The 18,824-nt window shown below is 66.1% G+C and carries 15 protein-coding genes; 8 read left to right on the top strand and 7 right to left on the bottom strand.

Annotated elements, in window-relative coordinates:
* Positions 1–18: 18 nt before the first annotated feature.
* Complete coding sequence (locus tag A5724_RS14670) at positions 19–480, bottom strand: DUF2231 domain-containing protein (RefSeq protein ID WP_067802794.1); 462 nt, start codon at positions 478–480, stop codon at positions 19–21.
* A gap of 71 nt (positions 481–551) precedes the next feature.
* On the bottom strand, positions 552–3,131 hold the full coding sequence (locus A5724_RS14665) for a bifunctional FO biosynthesis protein CofGH (protein ID WP_067802791.1): 2,580 nt from the start codon (positions 3,129–3,131) through the stop codon (positions 552–554).
* A 218-nt stretch (positions 3,132–3,349) separates the two neighbouring features.
* On the opposite strand from A5724_RS14665, the gene A5724_RS14660 reads away from it, so the two are divergent.
* Entirely contained in the window at positions 3,350–4,393 is a 1,044-nt protein-coding gene (locus A5724_RS14660) for a hypothetical protein (protein ID WP_156752282.1), read from the top strand.
* Positions 4,394–4,396: 3 nt separating this feature from the next.
* Here A5724_RS14660 and A5724_RS14655 read toward each other — a convergent pair whose 3' ends face one another.
* A complete protein-coding gene (locus A5724_RS14655) occupies positions 4,397–4,810 on the bottom strand; it encodes a hypothetical protein (protein ID WP_067802785.1) in 414 nt (137 codons plus the stop codon).
* Positions 4,811–4,925: 115 nt separating this feature from the next.
* The gene (mshB, locus tag A5724_RS14650) at positions 4,926–5,810 is read right to left on the bottom strand and encodes an N-acetyl-1-D-myo-inositol-2-amino-2-deoxy-alpha-D-glucopyranoside deacetylase (protein WP_067802782.1); all 885 of its coding nucleotides are present in this window, start codon (positions 5,808–5,810) and stop codon (positions 4,926–4,928) included.
* A gap of 743 nt (positions 5,811–6,553) precedes the next feature.
* Here mshB and A5724_RS33780 point away from each other — a divergent pair.
* The 4 genes from A5724_RS33780 (at position 6,554) to A5724_RS14630 (ending at position 11,497) form a co-directional block, all read left to right on the top strand.
* Entirely contained in the window at positions 6,554–6,703 is a 150-nt protein-coding gene (locus tag A5724_RS33780) for a hypothetical protein (RefSeq protein WP_156752281.1), read from the top strand.
* Positions 6,704–6,800: 97 nt separating this feature from the next.
* Positions 6,801–8,036 (top strand): chloride channel protein, encoded by a 1,236-nt coding sequence (locus tag A5724_RS14640; RefSeq protein WP_067802774.1) that lies wholly within the window; start codon positions 6,801–6,803, stop codon positions 8,034–8,036.
* A gap of 408 nt (positions 8,037–8,444) precedes the next feature.
* The gene (locus A5724_RS34580; RefSeq protein ID WP_232004834.1) at positions 8,445–9,812 is read left to right on the top strand and encodes a hypothetical protein; all 1,368 of its coding nucleotides are present in this window, start codon (positions 8,445–8,447) and stop codon (positions 9,810–9,812) included.
* Between the two features lie 104 nt (positions 9,813–9,916).
* The gene (locus A5724_RS14630; protein WP_082965024.1) at positions 9,917–11,497 is read left to right on the top strand and encodes an LCP family protein; all 1,581 of its coding nucleotides are present in this window, start codon (positions 9,917–9,919) and stop codon (positions 11,495–11,497) included.
* Here A5724_RS14630 and A5724_RS14625 read toward each other — a convergent pair whose 3' ends face one another.
* Complete coding sequence (locus A5724_RS14625) at positions 11,498–13,369, bottom strand: ABC transporter family substrate-binding protein (protein ID WP_067802765.1); 1,872 nt, start codon at positions 13,367–13,369, stop codon at positions 11,498–11,500. It abuts the gene before it with no gap.
* 13 nt (positions 13,370–13,382) lie between these two features.
* On the bottom strand, positions 13,383–15,278 hold the full coding sequence (gene typA / locus A5724_RS14620) for a translational GTPase TypA (RefSeq protein ID WP_197518662.1): 1,896 nt from the start codon (positions 15,276–15,278) through the stop codon (positions 13,383–13,385).
* Positions 15,279–15,450: 172 nt separating this feature from the next.
* Here typA and A5724_RS14615 point away from each other — a divergent pair, with 172 nt between their 5' ends.
* Positions 15,451–15,711 carry a hypothetical protein gene (locus A5724_RS14615; RefSeq protein WP_067802760.1) on the top strand — a complete coding sequence of 87 codons (261 nt, stop codon included), beginning with the start codon at positions 15,451–15,453 and terminating at the stop codon, positions 15,709–15,711.
* 7 nt (positions 15,712–15,718) lie between these two features.
* Here the strand turns inward: A5724_RS14615 and A5724_RS14610 are convergent, their stop codons facing one another.
* Positions 15,719–16,420, bottom strand: coding sequence for a GntR family transcriptional regulator (locus A5724_RS14610; RefSeq protein WP_067802757.1), 702 nt, complete (start codon positions 16,418–16,420; stop codon positions 15,719–15,721).
* 147 nt (positions 16,421–16,567) lie between these two features.
* On the opposite strand from A5724_RS14610, the gene A5724_RS14605 reads away from it, so the two are divergent.
* Positions 16,568–18,106, top strand: a complete 1,539-nt coding sequence (locus A5724_RS14605; RefSeq protein ID WP_082965023.1) for an aldehyde dehydrogenase — start codon at positions 16,568–16,570, stop codon at positions 18,104–18,106.
* Between the two features lies 1 nt (position 18,107).
* On the top strand, positions 18,108–18,815 hold the full coding sequence (locus A5724_RS14600; protein WP_232004833.1) for an enoyl-CoA hydratase/isomerase family protein: 708 nt from the start codon (positions 18,108–18,110) through the stop codon (positions 18,813–18,815).
* The last annotated feature ends 9 nt before the right edge of the window (positions 18,816–18,824 follow it).

The following is an 18,824-nucleotide window of genomic DNA, read 5'->3' as shown; positions in this document are numbered from 1 at the left end:
GCGCGGGCCGGTGGGGCGTCAGCCCTGCCGGCCCCACACCGCCTCCGCGCCGGCGTCGCCGATGCGCACCACACCGACGATCGACGACACTCCGACGGCTAGCGCCAGGACCGCGACAATCACCGTCAGCACTGTTCTCGGCTTATCCGATCTGTTTGTCAGCCAGTGCAATACAGCGAGCGCGACCGCGACGAGCAATAGGCCGATCGAGAAGTAGATCATCCAATCGGCGCGCTCGGCGTGTTCCTGCAGGATCGGACTCGGCTGGGCCTGCTGGTCGTACAACCACTCCCCCGCCTCCGTGGTCAGCGGCGTCAGCACCAGGGTCACCGCCGCGAACGCCAACACCAGCCACACGAAGCGTCGGCGGGCCGCTGGCCACACTGCGCACAGCATCTCGAGCAGCGCGGTCAGTGGCGCCAGCACAACGATGGCGTGCACAAGCAGCGCGTGCGCGGGAATACCGGTGATCGTGGTCATGGCCCTCCTCGGCGACGGTTCGTCGTGTACACGTGCCGAGCGTGGCAGCTAGTTCACGACTGCGCCGAGTTTTACGCCGCGAGGGGTGCGTACGTCGTGGAACGTTGCCGCGCGGGCCTGCCGATGCCCGCCGCGATGTCGACCAGTTCTTCGACGCTCTTTGCCGAGCCGAACTCCGAACCGGCCATCCTGGAGATGGTCTCTTCCATCAGCGTGCCGCCCAGATCGTTCGCGCCGCCCTTGAGCATCACCTGCGTGCGCTCGGTGCCCAGCTTGACCCAGCTGGTCTGGATGTTGGCGATCCTGCCGTGCAGCATGATTCGCGCGAGCGCGTGCACCGCGCGGTTGTCGCGGTGCGTAGGCCCAGGCCGCGCCCCGCCCGCCAGATACAGCGGGCTGCTCTGGTGCACGAACGGCAACGGCACGAACTCGGTGAACCCGCCGGTCCGATCCTGGATACCGCGCAGCACGTTGAGGTGTCCGACCCAGTGATGCGGCTGGTCCACGTGGCCGTACATCATCGTCGACGACGAGCGCAGCCCGACTTCGTGCGCGGTGGTGACGACCTCGATCCACATCGACGTCGGCAGCTTGCCCTTGGTGAGCACCCAGCGCACCTCGTCGTCGAGGATCTCGGCGGCCGTACCGGGGATACTTCCCAGCCCCGCTTCGCGCAAGCTGGTCAGCCACTCCCGAATCGAAAGCCCGCTCTTGGTAACGCCATTGGCGATCTCCATCGGGGAAAACGCGTGCACGTGCATCGACGGGACACGGTTTTTGACCGCGCGCACCAGATCGGCGTAGCCGGTGACCGGTAGCTCCGGGTCGATGCCGCCCTGCATGCAAACCTCGGTAGCGCCGGCGACGTGTGCTTCCCACGCCCGGTCGGCCACTTCGGCCGTCGACAGCGAGTACGCGTCGGCGTCGCCCTTGCGTTGGGCGAACGCACAGAACCGGCAGCCCGTGTAGCAGATGTTGGTGAAGTTGATGTTGCGGTTGACGACGAACGTGACGTCATCACCGACAGTGTCTTTGCGTAGCGAATCAGCAAGCGCGGTAACGGCGTCCAGCGCCGGGCCGTCCGCGGTGGCCAACGCGAGGTACTCGTCGTCGGTGCAGCCTGCCGGGTTGCGCTCCGCCGAACGCAGCGCCGCCAGGACATCGGTGTCGATGCGTTCGGGCGCGCGCGCCGCCAGTTCGTGCACCTTCTCGCGGATCGACTCCCAGTCGCCGAACGCGCTGCCGAGGTCGCTGCGGGTGGCGGTGAGACGGCCTTCGGAATCGATCGCCGAATGCAAATCGGTGCGGCCCAACGACTCTGCAGCCTCGTCGGGTTCCTGCCACGGCCTCCCCACCGGATTGACGTCCAGGGCCAGGCCGGTCTTCGGGTCAGCCAACGCGTCGACGTGTCCGCGCACCCGCGGGTCGATCCACGCCGCCCCCGCCTGCACGTACTGCGGTTGCGCGGTCAACCGCTGCACCAGGTCGTAGCCCGCCTCGGCGGTGACGGCCGAGAGATCGTCCAGCGCAGGCCACGGCCGCTCCGGGTTGACGTGATCCGGCGTCAACGGCGACACCCCGCCCCAGTCGTCGACGCCGGCACCGATCAGCGCTAGGCACTCGGCGCGCGACACGAGATTCGGCGGCGCCTGGATACGCATCTTGGGGCCCATCACCAACCGGGTGACCGCGACCGTGGCGACGAAGTCGTCGAAACCGGCGTCAGGCACGCTAGCCATCGCGGTGTGGTCCTTGGCCCGGAAGTTCTGCACGATCACTTCCTGGACGTGACCGAACTCCTTGTGTGACTGGCGAATTGCGTGGATGGTCTCGGCGCGCTCGACGAGCGTCTCGCCGATTCCGACCAGCAGTCCGGTGGTGAAGGGGATCGACAACCGGCCGGCGTCGGCCAGTGTGCGCAACCGCACCTCGGGGTCCTTGTCGGGGCTGCCGTAATGCGCCAGGCCCTTGGTCTCGAACAGTCGCCGCGACGTGGTCTCCAGCATCATGCCCATCGACGGCGCGACCGGCTTGAGCCGTGACAACTCCGACCACGACATGACGCCGGGATTCAAATGCGGCAGTAGCCCGGTCTCTTCGAGCACCCGGATCGCCATGGCGCGCACGTAGTCCAGCGTCGAGTCGTAACCACGTTCGTCGAGCCACTGCCGTGCCTCGTCCCACCGCACCTCGGGACGGTCACCGAGAGTGAACAAGGCTTCTTTGCAACCCAATTCGGCGCCGCGGCGGGCCACGTCGAGGATCTCGTCGGGCTCCATGTACATGCCCATGCCCTGTGCGCGCAGCTTGCCCGGCACGGTGACGAACGTGCAGTAGTGGCAGGTGTCACGGCACAGATGAGTGACCGGGATGAAGACCTTGCGCGAATAACTGACCGGCAACCGACCGGTGGCGCCGCGCCTGCCTGCGGACTTCAGGCCCGCGTCGCGAACCCTCGCCGCGCTGGCGCACAGGTCGCCCAGATCCTCGCCGCGGGCAGTCATCGCGACCGCGGCTTCCTCGACGTTGAGCGCAACGCCGTCGCGGGCCCGCCGCAGGACACGTCTCAACGAGGCGGAGGAGGGCGCACCAGACTTCGGAGCGACCACCGGGCTGGGCAGATCGGCGCCGCGCTGGGGGTTCAGAGCCACTCCCGTGTAACCCCACGGTCGTCGAAAATCATCCGCAAGTCTCACATTCTGAAACCACTGCGCCGAACATATCGGCCACAGTAGTCCCAGTCGGGCGCCGCGTTGCGGCCCCGCCCCCGACACGTTGCTCAATTACCCCCGATCTTGTTGACACGCGCGTAAGTTCCCGATTGGTCCAGTAGCTGCCGTAGCTGGAGGGGGAGTTCAAGGTGGGAATTTTGTTTCGCTCAGTTCTGACCGTCGGGGTTGCCGCCGTCACCGCAACCGCTGTCGCCTTCGGTCCATCCATTCAGGAGCCGATGCCTGCCGCGCCACCTGCCCCCGTTGTTGCGGTCAGGTCTGCGCCGGTCGACTTGGCAGCGCAGGTGCGGCCCCTCGCGGTGGCAGAACTGCCGAACCTTCTGATCGGTTGGGTGGAGCGATTCATCGTGCCGCCGAGCGCGAGCCAAGCGTTCCCGGCGCCGCCGTCAGGTCCAGCCCCGGCGCCCCAATCGCTCACGGGCTCACTGGAATGGGCCTACCACGCCATCGAGCCGTGGGTGCAGTATGGCTTCGAGCTTGCGACCTACGCGGTGGGCTGGATTCCCTGGGTCGGCTGGCTGTCCGGCCAGATCATGATCTTCTACCACTTCGGCGAAAGCATCGTCCACGCGATCGCCCACAACACCCTGGACTGGCTGGCTGGTAACGGTAGCTTCTTGCAGAACGTCGGCGACGGCATCGCATGGACCATCGATGCGTTCATCCAATTGGGCATCGATCAGTGGAATTTCTGGCTACCGTCCCTGCCACCGTTGCCACCTTTCCCGTTGGCGGCGGCTGCGGCCACGACGACGACCGAAGACGCCACGACGCTGGCGGTCGCCGCCACCACGCAGCCGAGGGAGAAGCAGGACGGTGTCGAGGGTGAGGACGTCGTTGCCGTGACCGACGAGACGACGGTCAACGAGACGACGGTCAACGAAACCAAAGAGCCCAAGGCGCCCAAGGAGCTCAAGGCACCCAAGGAGCCCGAGGAGCCCAAGGGACCCAAGTCGTCGACCGACGTCGCGGCCGGGGCCGAGGACAGCAGCGAGTCCAACGACAACTCCTCCAGCCCCAAGAAGGCCTCGACAACCGAGAAGAAGAAGGGGCCCAGAGGCGGAACGGAATCGTCGACCTCGCCGAAGACCAAGGACACCACCGACAAGGGCGGGAAGAAGAAGGACTCCAACAAGAAGGACTCCAACAAGAAGGACTCCGACAAGAAGGACGACCAGTAGCGGTCAGGCCTGCGCGCGCACGCGCCGCCACAGCAGCAGGGCGGGCGGCAGCGCGCCCAACACGATCAGCAGCAGCGGTGCGTACTCCATGACACCGACGCCGCCGAACACGATGTCGTCACCGGGGCCGCCGAAAGTCAGCCCGGCGACGGTCAACAGCCAGCACCACAACGGCAACGCGGCCACTCGCGGTGAATCTGTCCATTGCATCGCCGCCCAGACGAGAGCGGCGTTGACGAACCCACTTATCAACGCGCTCACCGGAAAAGGCACGGCACCAAGCCGGAACTGAAGGAGGAATGCGGCCGCAATGGCCGACAGGACGCCGTCAACTGCGAGCAGCGTCAGGACGAGGCGACGCAGCGGCGTCAGGTGGGAATGCTGTCGAGCAGTGAGACGAGCGACCCGACCACCCATTGGAAGCTGTCAGCGCGGTCCTGCCAGTGCTGCAGGTTGGGATCCATATCCGGGTCCATCGCCCTCCCTTTCACACGTGAGCAGTTGACGGGCAGCTTACCGCGAGCCCGGCGCGCTATTCCAGATTCAACCCGGCCAGCAGGTCGGTTTCCCAGCCTCGGTCGTCGCGCTCCCCCGGGGTGCCCGCGGCGAGGATGTAGTGCTCGACAGCGCCGATCGGCAGCGCGATGTTGTTCGACAGCGCACATGATCGTCCGTCGGGGGCGACGGTGACCTGGGTGGCGTGCGCGCGCAGGGCCGCGACCTTGGCGGAATGCTGGTCGGGCACATCGATGACCGCGTCGATGGCGTCGTCGGGGTGACCGAACGGCAGGTCGTCGACGGACACCCGATGCCACTCCGGCGGTGCGTCGCCGAGCGCCTTCAAACCCTCGGCCATCGCGGACGTGGCCATCACCGTCCAGTACACCTTCGGCACGGTCCAGGGCGTCCCGGCGAACTCCCCGCGCCCCGAAGCGGCCACCGCAGCCATCGTGATTTCATGCGCGCGAATGTGGTCAGGATGCCCGTATCCGCCGTGGGTGTCATACGTAACGACGACGTGGGGTCTAAGTTGCCGAATCAGCGCGACGAGTTCGCCGACAACTTCGTTCATGTCGGCGTCGACGAACCGCTGCCAACGCCTCGGCGGGGTGCCGTCCATCCCCGAATCGCGGTAGCGGCCCGCACCGCCGAGGAAGATCGGTTGCGCGATGCCGAGCGCACGCAGGGCGCTCGACAACTCACCGATGCGGTAGCCGCCCAACTGGTCGGCGGCGTCGACCGCCAGGTACGCATAGCGGTCGCCGATGACTTCGCCCTCTTCGCCGAGTGTGCACGTGACGACGTGAACCTCGGCGCCACGTGCAGCGTAATGCGCAATGGTGGCACCGGTTGTCAGCGTTTCGTCGTCTGGATGGGCGTGCACGAACAACAGGCGCGGGGTTTCCTGAGATGGCATCGATAGCCACGCTACCGGCGGTCGGCCCAACCGCGCCTGGAGGTGTCGATCTGGGAGCGATGAGAGGTGCCCGTCACGCGGACGAGAGGTGTGAGCTGGCCGATGACACCGCTGCGGCGCGGGTGACTGTTGCGGGCGATCTGGGGCCGCCGCTGCGTGATCTGACACCCAGCGTTGTCGGGTAGGTAGCAGCTAGCGATGTTGCTGTATAACTTCGCGAACGTTGCCAGGATTGCGATTTGCTGCACAAAGTCAAAGAAAGTCAAAGAACCAAACTGTCGTCGGGCACCCAAATTGGCATAGACGTCAGTTAACTTTTGGCGCGGCCCCCGGTCGGTCCCAGCGACGTTGCCGAACCGTTACACATGCGACGATGGGGCTCGATGGCGGGCGAGTCAGTCGGCGATCCTCTACGTCCGGGTGTGAGACGAGGCGGGGCCGTTAGCAAATAACCTACGGTGCGAACCAGCACATTATTGACATTAGCAGCAATTTAAATTCAGCTAACTTATTGACAGGCTTATAAAGTGGCTTCGGTCGAACGGACTACTTTGCATAGGTTCACTAGTTTGAATTTGCCGTAGTCGAAGTTGGACGGAGCTGAACAGCTAACGTTGGGATTTCGGCCGGATAGTTTTGTCTGCAACAATGTCGGCAAACCGCGGTAAGAACCTGAGAATCAGATGAATCGTGTGACATAGGTTCGTGTGTGCGGCTCACTACTGCTCGGCTTCGGAGGAACCATGCAGCTGGCGCTCAGGCCCTACGTCACGACCGGCGTAGCAATCGTCGGCGCCAGCGTCATCGCTGTCGCACCGATCGTGCCGACGCCGAGTGACAGCTCAGTCGCCAAGAATCTCGACGGCGCGGTGAGGGGCGCGCTCGGCGGGTGACCGTGGCGACTAGGCAGATGCAGATATAGCGCCGCTCAAATGAATCGGCCCCCTCTTCCGTCCGAAGAGGGGGCCGATTCACATATAGATTCAGCTCGTGTCCCGGCGCACCGTTGAGTTCGGCTGCGCGATCGTCATTGTCGGCCTGCTGGCCGGTGTCGCCGGCGCGGCCACGACGCTGTTGCTGCATGCCATCGAACACCTCACCTACCACTACTCCTTCGGCAGCCTGCTGACCGGCGTCGGCGGCAGCAGCCCGGTCCGTCGCGCTGTCGGCCCCATGATCGGTGGCGCACTGGCCGGTTGCGGCTGGTGGCTTCTTCGACGACGCCGCGAGGTCCCCGGCATGACCGAGACGATCAAGAGTCACCGCGCCGTCGCACGCGTGCCGCTGTCGATCGACGCCGGCCTCCAGGTGCTGCTGGTCGGGTCGGGCGCGTCGCTCGGCCGCGAAGGGGCGCCCCGCCAATTTGCCGCAGCGCTAAGCGATTTCGGCACCAAACGGTTGGCCCTGACCCCGCGCGACCGCGAAATCCTGCTCGCGTGCGCGGCCGGGGCAGGACTCGGAGCGGTCTACAGCGTCCCTCTCGGCGGCGCCTTGTTCACGGCTCGCATCCTGCTCCGCACGTGGCATCCGCGCGCGCTCGGCACCGCGTTGATCACGTCCAGCCTCGCGGTCGCGGTGGCCGCCCCCGTCACCCACCTCGAGCACGCGCTGACGTGGCCGGACGCAACCCTTTCCTATCTATTCGCCTTCCTCGCCCTCGTGGTCGCGCCTCTGGCGGCCGCAGTGGGACTCGCGTTCAACCGCGTTATGGCCCTCGCGCGGCCCAAGGTGCAGTTCAAGTCGTGGGTACTCATCACGTCGGTCGCCGCCGCGGGTCTGTTGACCGGCATCTGCTCGATCTGGTGGCCGGAACTCCCCGGCAACGGACGAAGCATCCTGACCGTCAGCATCAACAGCGGTCTGACTCTGGGCGCAGCCGCGGTCATCTTGCTGCTGAAGCCGCTCTTGAGCGCGCTGTTCTTACGCGCGGGCGCGGTCGGTGGCCTACTCACGCCCGCCATGGCGACCGGCGCCGCCGCGGGATCGCTTGCCGCCCTCGCGTTGAACCAGTGGGCGGGCACCGAAATCCACGTCGCCGCTGTCTCATTGACATGCGCCGCGGGCGTCCTGGCGATCACGCAGCGGGCCCCGTTGTTCGCGGCGCTCTTCGTCTGGGAACTCGCCCGTCCGCCCTACTGGCTGCTCGCGGTGTTCGCGATCGCAGCTTACGCGTCACACGGGCTGCGCCTGCTCCGTGAGCGACACGCCGCAAATCCCACTACTTGATTCATCCCCTGCTTGGCAAACCAGCCGGCACTGATTTGTTGTGTTGTCAAGGATTGCTGCGGCTGACGATCGTTCGGATGGCGCATCGATCCGTGCGGACCCGTGGGCAACCTGCCGGCAACATCGCCCGAATCCGGCGGACACACGTACTGCCGACGTTTGCCGAATTTTCGGAAAGACTAGCTAATAAACAATGTTAATGGCTTGGCCCGGCGGCCCACGTAATAGCACTTACCTAGCCTTCGAATTTCCTTGTTAGCCCCACCACTCCGACCCCATTAGTCCAGCTACTGACCACTATCTAACAGGAAGCTGTGAGTCACAAATAATATTTCGAAAAGCCGTATTTAGCGCATTACTTCTGAGTAAGTTCCGAATGCTCGATCTACTGCATTTTGAGGAGATGCTATGCACGGTGCCACTGTTCGTCGTCCTTATCTCAATGCGGGTGTCGCCCTGGTCGGGGCAAGCGTCATCGCGGTCGCTCCCCTCGCACCAGCGCCGCCCCACGTGTCGCTGCCTGGCGTTCGCTCTGCCGAAGTCGCGCTGTCGGCGGCAACCAGTCCTTACGGACAGCTGCTGGAAAACACGGTCACCAATCTCAACGACTTGTTCCAACAGACGTTCGCGAACGGTGTCGCACCGCTTTTAGCGCAAGTACTGAAGAACCAGTCGACCATGATCACTCAACTCGGCCAGGCGTTGGAGCAGTCGCTGCAAATCAGCAACCCGTCCAGCTTTCCGGCGTTGCTGCAGAAAGCGTTGAGCGAACTGCGCGCCGGCAATATCCAGGGTGCGTCAGAGACCGTCGCCACCGGTTTGATCCAGGCCGCATTTCCATTCTTGCCGCCGCTTCTGCAGCCGCTGAATAACTTCGTCCACGTGGTGGATCAGTTGCCGACCGTAGTGCTCGGGGTCAGTCTCGGGGTGATACAGCCGCCGCTGGCGCTGGTGCAGGCCACAGGCCAGGCCCTGCAGAATGTCTTCGACGCCGCGACGTCCGGCGATCCCCTTGGCGTCGTCAACGCGATCATCAACGCCCCCGCTGTGATGCTCGACGGCTTCCTGAACGGTTACGCGCCGACCCAGACGGGCGGACTATTGTCGCCGGGACTGGGCACCCTCAGCCTGCTGGTCACCATCCGGGACGCGATCGTCACCGCGATCACCCCGCCGGCGGTTGCAGCGGCCAAGACAACGGCCGCGACTGACGAGGTGGCCTCGGCGAAGACGGCGGCCGCCAGGACCGTCACCCTGGACGTCGCGGCGGCCAAGACCGACACGGCGTCGACGGACGCTTCGTCGGCGATCACCTCCACCGGTGACACGGAGAGCGTAAAGAAGGACGCCGCGGCCACGGATGAGACCGCCGCCAAGGACGAGACGGCCGGTAAGGCCGCCGAGTCGACGTCCACCGAAGCGGAGTCCTCGAACGGGTCGACTGGCACTGCCAACGACACCTCCGCCAAGGACGACACCGGCGCCAAGGACGACACCGGCGCCAAGGACGACACCGGCGCCAAGGACAACACCGGCGCCAAGGACAACACCGGCGCCAAGGACAACACCGGCGCCAAGGACAACACCGGTGCCAAGGACAACACCGGTGCCAAGGACAACGCCGGCGCCAAGGGCGGCACCGGTAATTCCGGGGGAGCCAAGGGGTCTGACTCCGGCTCGTCTGCGAAGGACGACAGCACCGCGAAGTCGGGCGACGCCAAGAAGGAAACGGTCAAAAAGTCAGGCACCGCCAAGACCGGTAAGAAGAAGAAGTAATCGCTGAAGATCCAGTCGGCCCCCTCCGCTACCGGTGGGGGCCGATTACGTCGTCGCGGCCCTCAGTCTCCGCTCAGGAGCCGCCGGGATAATCCCCCTCTGTTATGAGTCGACCAGCCGTTTCGGGGTGGGAAACCGAGCCGATACCGCCAGTGGCAGGGCCACGGCACCGGCTTCCGAGTGCGCGCAGCAGGCGCCAAGCGCTCGCCACGGGCCGAGTGCTGGGCGCGTTGGCCGCTGTCGCCGCCCTGGCGGTGACGGCTGCGGGGTGGAGCGGTTACCGCAATCTGTCCGGCGGCATCACCACATCGCAGGCGTTGGTCGGCGCTCCCGCGTCTGTCGGTGGCGACGAGAACATCCTGATCATGGGACTGGACAGTCGACTCGACCAGCACGGCCAGCCACTGCCCCAGGACATCTACGACGCGTTGCACGCCGGCGACGAAACCGTCGGCGGCTACAACGCCAACGTGTTGATCCTGCTGCATTTGTCAGGCGGCGGCGCGAACGTCAGCGCGGTATCGGTGCCTCGCGACGACTACGTCGATCTGCCCGGCTGTCCCAGCGGGGTGTGCAAGGGCAAGGTCAAGCAGGCCTACGGGTTGGCCTATCAGCAGAAGATGGACTCGCTGAGCGACAGCATCGCCCAGTCCAGCCGCGAGCAGACCGCCCGCGAGGCGGGCCGCAAAGCCGAGATCAACACGGTGCGCAACCTGTTGAGTGTGTCGATCGACCACTTCATCGAAGTCACGCTCGGCGCGTTCTTTCAGATCGCACAGGTCGTGCAGCCCATCACGGTGTGCCTCAACGACGACACGTCGGATAGCTACTCCGGGGCGGACTTTCACCGCGGGGTCCAACAGATCAACGCCGCGCAGGCGATGGCGTTCGTACGGCAGCGCCGCGACGCGAACGACGAACTGTTCACCGACATGGACCGCACCCGTCGGCAGCAGGCGTTCATCGTCTCGCTGGTGACCGCGTTGCGGCACGGCGGCGCATTGTCCAATCCCGCCGACCTGAAGAACCTGCTGCAGGTCGCCGAGCAGAACATCGCCGTGGACGACGGCTTCGACCTTGCCCGCTTCGTCGACCGGGCATCGTCGCTGGCCGACAGCCGCCTGACCCTGTACACGCTACCGATCAGTGAGTTCGGCCAGAACTCCCAAGGCGAGGACGTCAACATCGTTGACGTGCAAGGTATTCGGCAGATAGTGCACAGCCTGTTCACCGATGGCTCAACTCCGCCCACCCCCACTCCGAGCCAAAATCCCTCTGCTCCAGCAACACTCGATGTCGTCAACGCCACGGACCACGACGGCCTTGGATCAGCGATAGAGCGCACCTTCGGTACCGACGGGCTGATCGCCGGGACGGTGTCGACGGCGGACCGGTTGGCCGACACCAGCACCATCGCCTACGGCGCGGGCGCCGGCGATGCAGCCCGCACGCTGGCCGACCGGTTGCAGGTCACCGCGACCGCCTCGGACACCGTCGCAGCCGGCACCGTGCGACTGACCATCGGCGCCGACTTCCCCGCCGATCAGTACATGACCGATTCCAGCCCGACGACCACCACCGCAACACCGGTCACCACGGTCGACGCGACAGCCACCGGCACCCAGGCGCCTGCACCCACCGATCTCACGGAGATGGTCGGGACGAACACTCCGTGCGTGAAGTGATCACTGAGGCGCCTTGACCCACTTTCCGGCGTCGCCGACGATGCCCACCGGCACCGTTCCGGTCAGGCTGACGTTCTGGACGCTGGGCCCAGCCGCGACGATCGTGGTGTCCTGCAGGATCGGTAGCACGGTCGCCATGTTCCACAGCCGTGGTTCGACGGCGTTGATCACTTGCCCGATGTCTTCGGTGCCGTCGAGCGCGGCGTCGATCTTCGGCTGAATGCTGCGATCGCAGATGCCGGTGATGTTGCTCGGCGCCTGCACCAGCTGACCGGACTCCGGGGTCGGCGGCGGACTGGTTTGCGTGGCCGTGGTGGCCGGCTTCAGCGACGTCGGTGACGTACTGGTCGGCGAGGGTGAGGGGGACGGCGTCGTGCCAGGCGTCGCGGTGGACACCGCCGTCGCTTCCAGCGCCGGACAGCCGTAGCGCGACGCCAGCGAGGTCGCCAGGTCGCCGCCCGCCTGATGCCAGCCGACCACCGCGTCGACCCGATTGTTGATCAGCGCATCGCCGTACAGCACCACTGGATCCAGCGCCGACACCGACGCGGCGATGCCGACGTTGCGGAGTTGGTCCGCGGCGGTGTTGGCCACGGCGACCGCGGTTGGGTCGTTGGCCGCCACCCCGAGCACGAGCGTCAGCGGGACACCGTCCTTGGTGATGCGGCCGCGGTTCTCGGGCGTTGGCGCGCCCGGCGTCGTCGGCGCGGTCGTGTCGATCGGCTCGACCTGGTAGCCCGCCTCGGCCAACAGTGCCAGCGCAGCCTCCTTGGTCATCGCGGGCGGCGCGGTCGGAACGTAGCCGGGGTCAGACGGCGAACGCACCTGCGCCTGCGCAAGTGTGACGGTGTTGTCGTCACCCGCACCAACCGACGCGAGCAAGTCGACGTCGAGCAGACCCAAAATCGCTTTGCGCACTTGGGAATCCGAGAGTGCGGGCTGCTGAGCTCGCAACGTCAACTGCATGACGCGCGGTGTGACGATGCGTGCCGTTCGCACGTCGGGGATCGCCGACAGTTGGGCGAACGCCGCCGCGCCGCCGTGCACCTGGGCCACCTGGGTATCGCCGTTGCGGATCGAATCGGCCAACGCGGCGGGGGCACCGCCGCGACGGAACAGCACCTGGTCGGGTTTGGCGGGCGCGCTCCAGTACCGGTCGTTGCGGGCGAGCAGGATCTCGTCGCGCTGCGGGTCGATGCTCTCCACGCGGAACTGGCCGCCGGTGACCGGCAGCGCCCGCGCCAGTCCCGCCGCGAATCCGCCGGGCACGTCCTTGACGATATGCGCGGGCAGGATGTTGTTGAACAGTTCGCGCCACGCCGGGTACGGCTGCGCGAACGTCACCACCGCCGTCTTTCCGCCCTCGATCGACTGCACACCGGTGATTAGGTCGTAGCCGGCCGGGTCGACGACACCGGGTTGGCCGACCATCTGGCGCCACAGGTACCAGAAGTCGTCGGCGGCGATCGGGGCGTTGTCCGTCCACGACGCCTCCGGCCGGATCTTGTAGGCGACGGTGAACGGGTTCTGGCTGATCACCTCGGCCGACTCCAACAGCGTGGGGTCCAGTTCCCAGCGAGACCCTGTGGGCGAGTTGGGATCCGGTACCGGCCGAAACGAGCTGGGCAGCACCAGCGAGCTGATCGCGGCGTTCACCGGGGACTGGTCGGACAGCAGGTGCGGATTGAAGCCGGGGCCGATCGAATCGATGGCCATGATGATCTGCGTCGCCTTGGCCGGCGGCGGCGGCGTCGACTGACTGGTGTCGGTGCTCTGCGGCGCCGGCGGCGGGCTGACGGTACATCCGCCCACCAAGGTCACCAGCGCGGATAGCGCAGCTATGACGCGTAGGGGCCCCGGCACGGTGTTCAGGGTATCGGCAGCACTAACTGCGGGCCTTGGCGCGCGCCTTCGCCCTGGCCCGTTGCGTGGCGTCGAGTTCGACCTTGCGCACCCTGACCACCTCCGGCGTCACCTCTACGCATTCGTCGGCGGCGCAGAACTCCATCGCCTGCTCGAGGTCCAACTCCAGCGGGCGAGCCAGCGTCTCGATCACGTCAGCGGTGGAGCTGCGCATGTTGGTCAGCTTCTTCTCGCGGGTGACGTTGACGTCGAGGTCCTCGGCGCGCGGATTGATGCCGACCACCTGACCCTCGTAGGTGTCCTGGCCGGGTTCGACGAAAAACTGGCCGCGGTCGGCCAACTGGATCATCGCGAACGGGGTGATGGTGCCCGAGCGGTCCGACACCAGCGAACCGGTGTGCCGCGCCCGGATGTCCCCGGCCCACGGCCGGTAGCCGTCGAACACCGCGTTGGCGATGCCGGTGCCGCGCGTCAACGTCAGGAAGTCGGTGCGGAATCCGATCAACCCTCGGCTCGGCACGATGAAATCCATCCGCACCCAGCCCGCAGCGTGGTTGGTCATCTCCTCCATCCGGCCCTTCCGGCCGGCCATCAGCTGGGTGATGGCACCGACGAACTCCTCGGGGCAGTCGATGGTCATCGCCTCGAACGGTTCGTGCAGCTTGCCGTCGATCATCTGGGTGACCACCTGCGGCTTACCGACTGTGAGCTCGAACCCCTCCCGCCGCATGGTCTCGACCAGCACGGCCAACGCCAGCTCACCGCGGCCCTGCACCTCCCACGCGTCGGGCCGGTCGATGTCGACGACCTTGATCGACACGTTGCCGACGAGTTCGGCGTCCAGCCGCGCCTTCACCATCCGCGCGGTCAGCTTGTGGCCGGAAACCTTGCCCGCCAACGGCGAGGTGTTGGTGCCGATGGTGACCGAGATGGCCGGCTCGTCGACGGTGATGCGCGGCAGCGCGTGCGCGTGATCCGGATCGGCCAGCGTGTCGCCGATCATGATCTCGGGCAGGCCGGCGACGGCGACGATGTCCCCCGCGATGGCGGAGTGCGTGCTCGTTCTTTCGATGCCCTCGGTCACCAACAGTTCGGTGATCTTGGCGTTCGTGATCACCGGGTGGCCGTCGACCTCGCGCATCCAGGCGACCTGCTGGCCCTTGCGGATCTTGCCGTTGTAGATGCGGATCAGCGCGAGGCGGCCGAGGAACGTCGACGCGTCGAGGTTGGTCACCAGCGCTTGCAGCGGCGCCTCCGGATCGCCCTTCGGCGGCGGAATGTGCTCCAGCAGCACGTCGAACAGCGGGTCGAGGTTGTCCCCTTCGGGGTTCTCGCCGTTGGCAGGTTCGACGGTGCTGGCGATGCCCGCGCGACCGGACGCGTAGAGCGTCGGCAATCCGAGCGCGTCCTCCGCGGCCTTCTGGGCCTCCTCGTCGAGGTCGGAGGCGACGTCGAGCAACAGGTCGTGGCTTTCGTTGACGACCTCGGCGATGCGGGCGTCGGGTCGGTCGGTCTTGTTGACGACGAGGATCACGGGCAGATGCGCGGCCAACGCCTTGCGCAGCACGAAACGGGTCTGCGGCAGCGGGCCCTCGGAGGCGTCGACCAGGAGCAGGACGCCGTCGACCATCGACAGGCCGCGCTCGACCTCACCGCCGAAGTCGGCGTGGCCGGGGGTGTCGATGACGTTGATCACCGTGGTCGAACCGTCAGGGTGCTTGCGGTGCACCGCGGTGTTCTTGGCCAGGATGGTGATGCCCTTTTCCTTCTCCAGGTCGCCGGAGTCCATCAGGCGTTCGATGGCGTCGTCGCCGCGGTGGTGCAGGGCGCCCGACTGGCGCAGCATCGCGTCGACGAGGGTCGTCTTCCCATGGTCGACATGGGCCACGATGGCGACGTTTCTGAAATCAGGGCGCAAATCCACGCCCAGATCATCCCAGTGTGGTCGGCCAATCACGAAAACGAGAGATGCCGGTCACTCGCCGGCTATCAGGCGCGCTCTTGGTCGGGTCTGTCGGCTTACACATCTGGCTCACAGCTCGCGCGCGTAGCGTCTGACGTGTTCGTCAAGACAGGTTGGAGGTTGACCTATGACGTTCGAAGAGGTCTTCACCATCACGGTCATCGCCGTTCTGGCGACCGCCGCGACCGCGGCGATCTACCTCGGACTGCTCAATTGGATGGGCGCGTTCTACGTCGTCCGCTGCGAAGCGTGCCATCACCTGACGTTCTCGTCGGCCAACAACGCGCAGCAATCATGCGCCCACTGCCGGCACCCTGCGTTGCTGCACCCGATCTACTCGCTGCGCCACTCCGGCGTGCGCGTGGTCAACGACCGGTTGCATTACTGACCCGGTGTCACGCCGTTCCGCCGACCCCCAGGATGCCGAAAGTCATTGACGCACTGGGTTCTTCGGATGTCGCGACCTCGCTGTCCAGCAGGAACCGCAAGATGAAGTCGTGTGACGTCGAGAGGTGTTTGCGCGTCAACTCGGCGGCGGCGATGGCGTCGCCGAGACTCACCGCTTCGTAGATCTGCCGGTGCTCCTCATGCAGATGACCCATGTAGCCGAACACGCCGACGTGAAGGTAGAGGTAGCGGTCGGTCAGTCGCCGCAATTGCTCGGTGAGGTGAATCATCGTGGGCCGGTTGGCCTGCGTGTAGATCAGGGCGTGGAACTGCGTGTTGAGCTCCAGCCACTCGTGTGGCGACGGCCCGGCCTCCATCGTCTCCAATATCGAAGACATCCGGGTGAGTTCGGCCCGCCCGACGTTCGGCACCGCGATTCTGGTCAGCACCGGCTCGACCGCCTCGCGCAGTTCGTAAAGCTCTTGTAGCTCGGCGACCGACAGCCTGCGCACGACGGCGGTGGCCGCGCTGATGTCGACCAACCCCTCACTCGCCAGCGCCTGAAGGGCGTCGCGGGCGGGCATCCGGCTGACGCCGTACTCGCTGGCGATCTGCTGTTGTGACAGCCGCGTCCCCGGGCGGAGTTCTCCGCTCAGCAACCGCTGCCGAAGCGCGTGGGCGACTCGGCCCGCCGCGGACTCACTCGCCATGTCGCCTCTCTCGAACCCTCACCGTCGGACATCCGTGGCAAACCGAGTCTATCGGACCCGAATGTATCCCCTTGCGACCTGGAACACACATCGACTAGCTTGCGGTATACGAGTTTATGTTTTGGTATACGACTTGGAGCCTGCGCGATGACCTTGATCGACTCCCCCTCTGATACCACCGCGGATCAGCGACGGCCCTATCCGACCGGGCTGCTGATCGGCGGTCGCGAGGTCGAGGGGCGGGCAGAACCCATCCGCGTCATCAATCCCGCGACCGGCGAGCTGATCACCGAGGTGGCAGGCGCCAGCGCCGAGGACGTCGACGACGCGGTCCGCACAGCCAACGAGGCCTTCCGGCACGGCGTCTGGCGGACCATGCCGATCCACGACCGGGCGCGGCTGATCCACCGGTTCGCCGACGGCATCGAAGCGCACATGGCCGAGCTGTACGAGCTCGAGACGCTGAACAACGGACGGCCGATCACCGAGACCAAGGCACAGATCACCCGGCTGGCGGAGTGGTACCGGTACAACGCCGCACTGCTGCTCGCCGACCGCACCTCGGTGGTCCCGCTGCGCGGTGACTACCACTCCTACACCAGCCGGTTCCCGATCGGCGTGGTCGGCATCCTGGCGTCGTTCAACCACCCGATGATGATCGCCTCCAAGAGTCTGGCGCCCGCCTTGGCGACGGGAAACACGGTGGTGCTCAAGCCTTCTGAGCAGACGCCGCTAACCGCGCTGCTGCTCGGCAAGATCGCGATCGAGGCAGGCATCCCCGACGGTGTGCTCAACGTCGTCCCCGGCCTCGGCCCGACGGCCGGCGCGGCGCTCACCGAACACCCGTTGGTCAAGAAGGCGGTGTTCACCGGCGGCACGGAACCGGGCAGGGCGATTGCGGTGGCGACGGCGAAACGGTTCGCCAAGGCGACACTCGAATTGGGCGGTAAGTCACCGGTTCTCATCTTCGACGACATCCCGGTCGACGTGGCCGCGCGCGGTGCTGCCTTCGGTGGTTTCATCGGCGCCGGCCAGACCTGCATCGCAGGTAGCAGGCTGCTGATCCAGCGCACGGTGTACGACGACGTGGTCGCCGCGCTTGCCAAGGTCGCGGCGTCGGTGCGCATCGGAGATCCCGCACTGGCGACAACCCAACTGGGACCGGTCATTTCGAAACGCGCTCAGCAGCGCATCCTCAACTATGTCGACATCGCTGTCGGTGAAGGGGCGCGGGTGGTCACCGGTGGACGGGCCGCCGACGTGCCCGGTCTGGGCGGGGGCTTCTTCGTCGAACCGACGGTGTTGGCCGACGTGACCAACGACATGCGGGTCGCGCGCGAGGAGATCTTCGGACCGGTGGTCGTCGCCATTCCGTTCGACGACGAGGCGGATGCCATCGCGATGGCCAACGATTCCGACTTCGGGTTGGGTTCGTCGATCTGGACGCGGGATGTGGCCCGCGCGCACCGGGTGGCCGGCCAACTGGAGACGGGAATGGTGTGGATCAACGACCACCACCGCCTCGACCCGTCGTCTCCGTGGGGCGGCGTGCGAGACAGCGGCGTGGGCAGAGAGGGCGGCTGGGAGTCGTTCCACGACTTCACCCATGTCCGCGCGGTCACCGTCCGGACCGCGCCCGACGACGTCGACTGGTACGGCGGCGTGGCGACGGATCGGCTGAACTGAGGTGGCCGGCCTGCGCGTCGAGTCCACGTCGGATGGCGTCCTCGAGGTGGTCATCGACCGGCCACCGCACAATCTGTTGACCGTCGAACTGTGCGCCGAGCTCACCGAACTGCTGCGCCATCCGCCTGCGGGCGCCCACGTCGTGGTGTTGCGGGCCAACGGATCGGTGTTCTGCCTGGGCCGGGAACGTGCAGGCGCGACACCGGGCGATCTCGTCTCCGAGACCAGGATCCTGGTCGGGCTGCATCAGGCGCTGCGTGACTCGCCGTTGGTGACGATCGCCGAAGTACACGGTGACGCAGCGGGTTTCGGGGTTGGTTTGATCGCGGCGTGTGACGTCGCGATCGCCGTTTCCGACGCCCAGTTCTCGTTCCCCGAGGTGGGTATCAACCTGGCGCCTGCTCTGGTGCTGGCGTGGCTGCCACGCGTGGTCGGCGAACGAGAAGCGTTCTGGCTCACCGCGACCGGCGAATCGATCAGTGCGAACCGCGCCCGGGACATGGGTCTGGTGAACGAGGTCGTCAGCGGAGCCGACGCGTTGACCAAGGAAGTGGCCGAGCGGGTGGCAGCACTGCGGGCTCGACACCCGCGCATTCACTCCGAGATCAAGGACCTCCTGCGGGCGTTTCGTTCGCTCGACGAGGACCAGGCTCTTGAGTTCAGCGTGAATCGGTTGGTGGTCGGGGCGCTGCGCCGCCACGACGTTTGACAAGTCAGC

It is taken from the genome of Mycobacterium sp. ACS1612 (genome assembly GCF_001667505.1).
Lineage (GTDB): Bacteria > Actinomycetota > Actinomycetes > Mycobacteriales > Mycobacteriaceae > Mycobacterium.
This window is presented reverse-complemented; position numbering and strand designations above follow the sequence as displayed.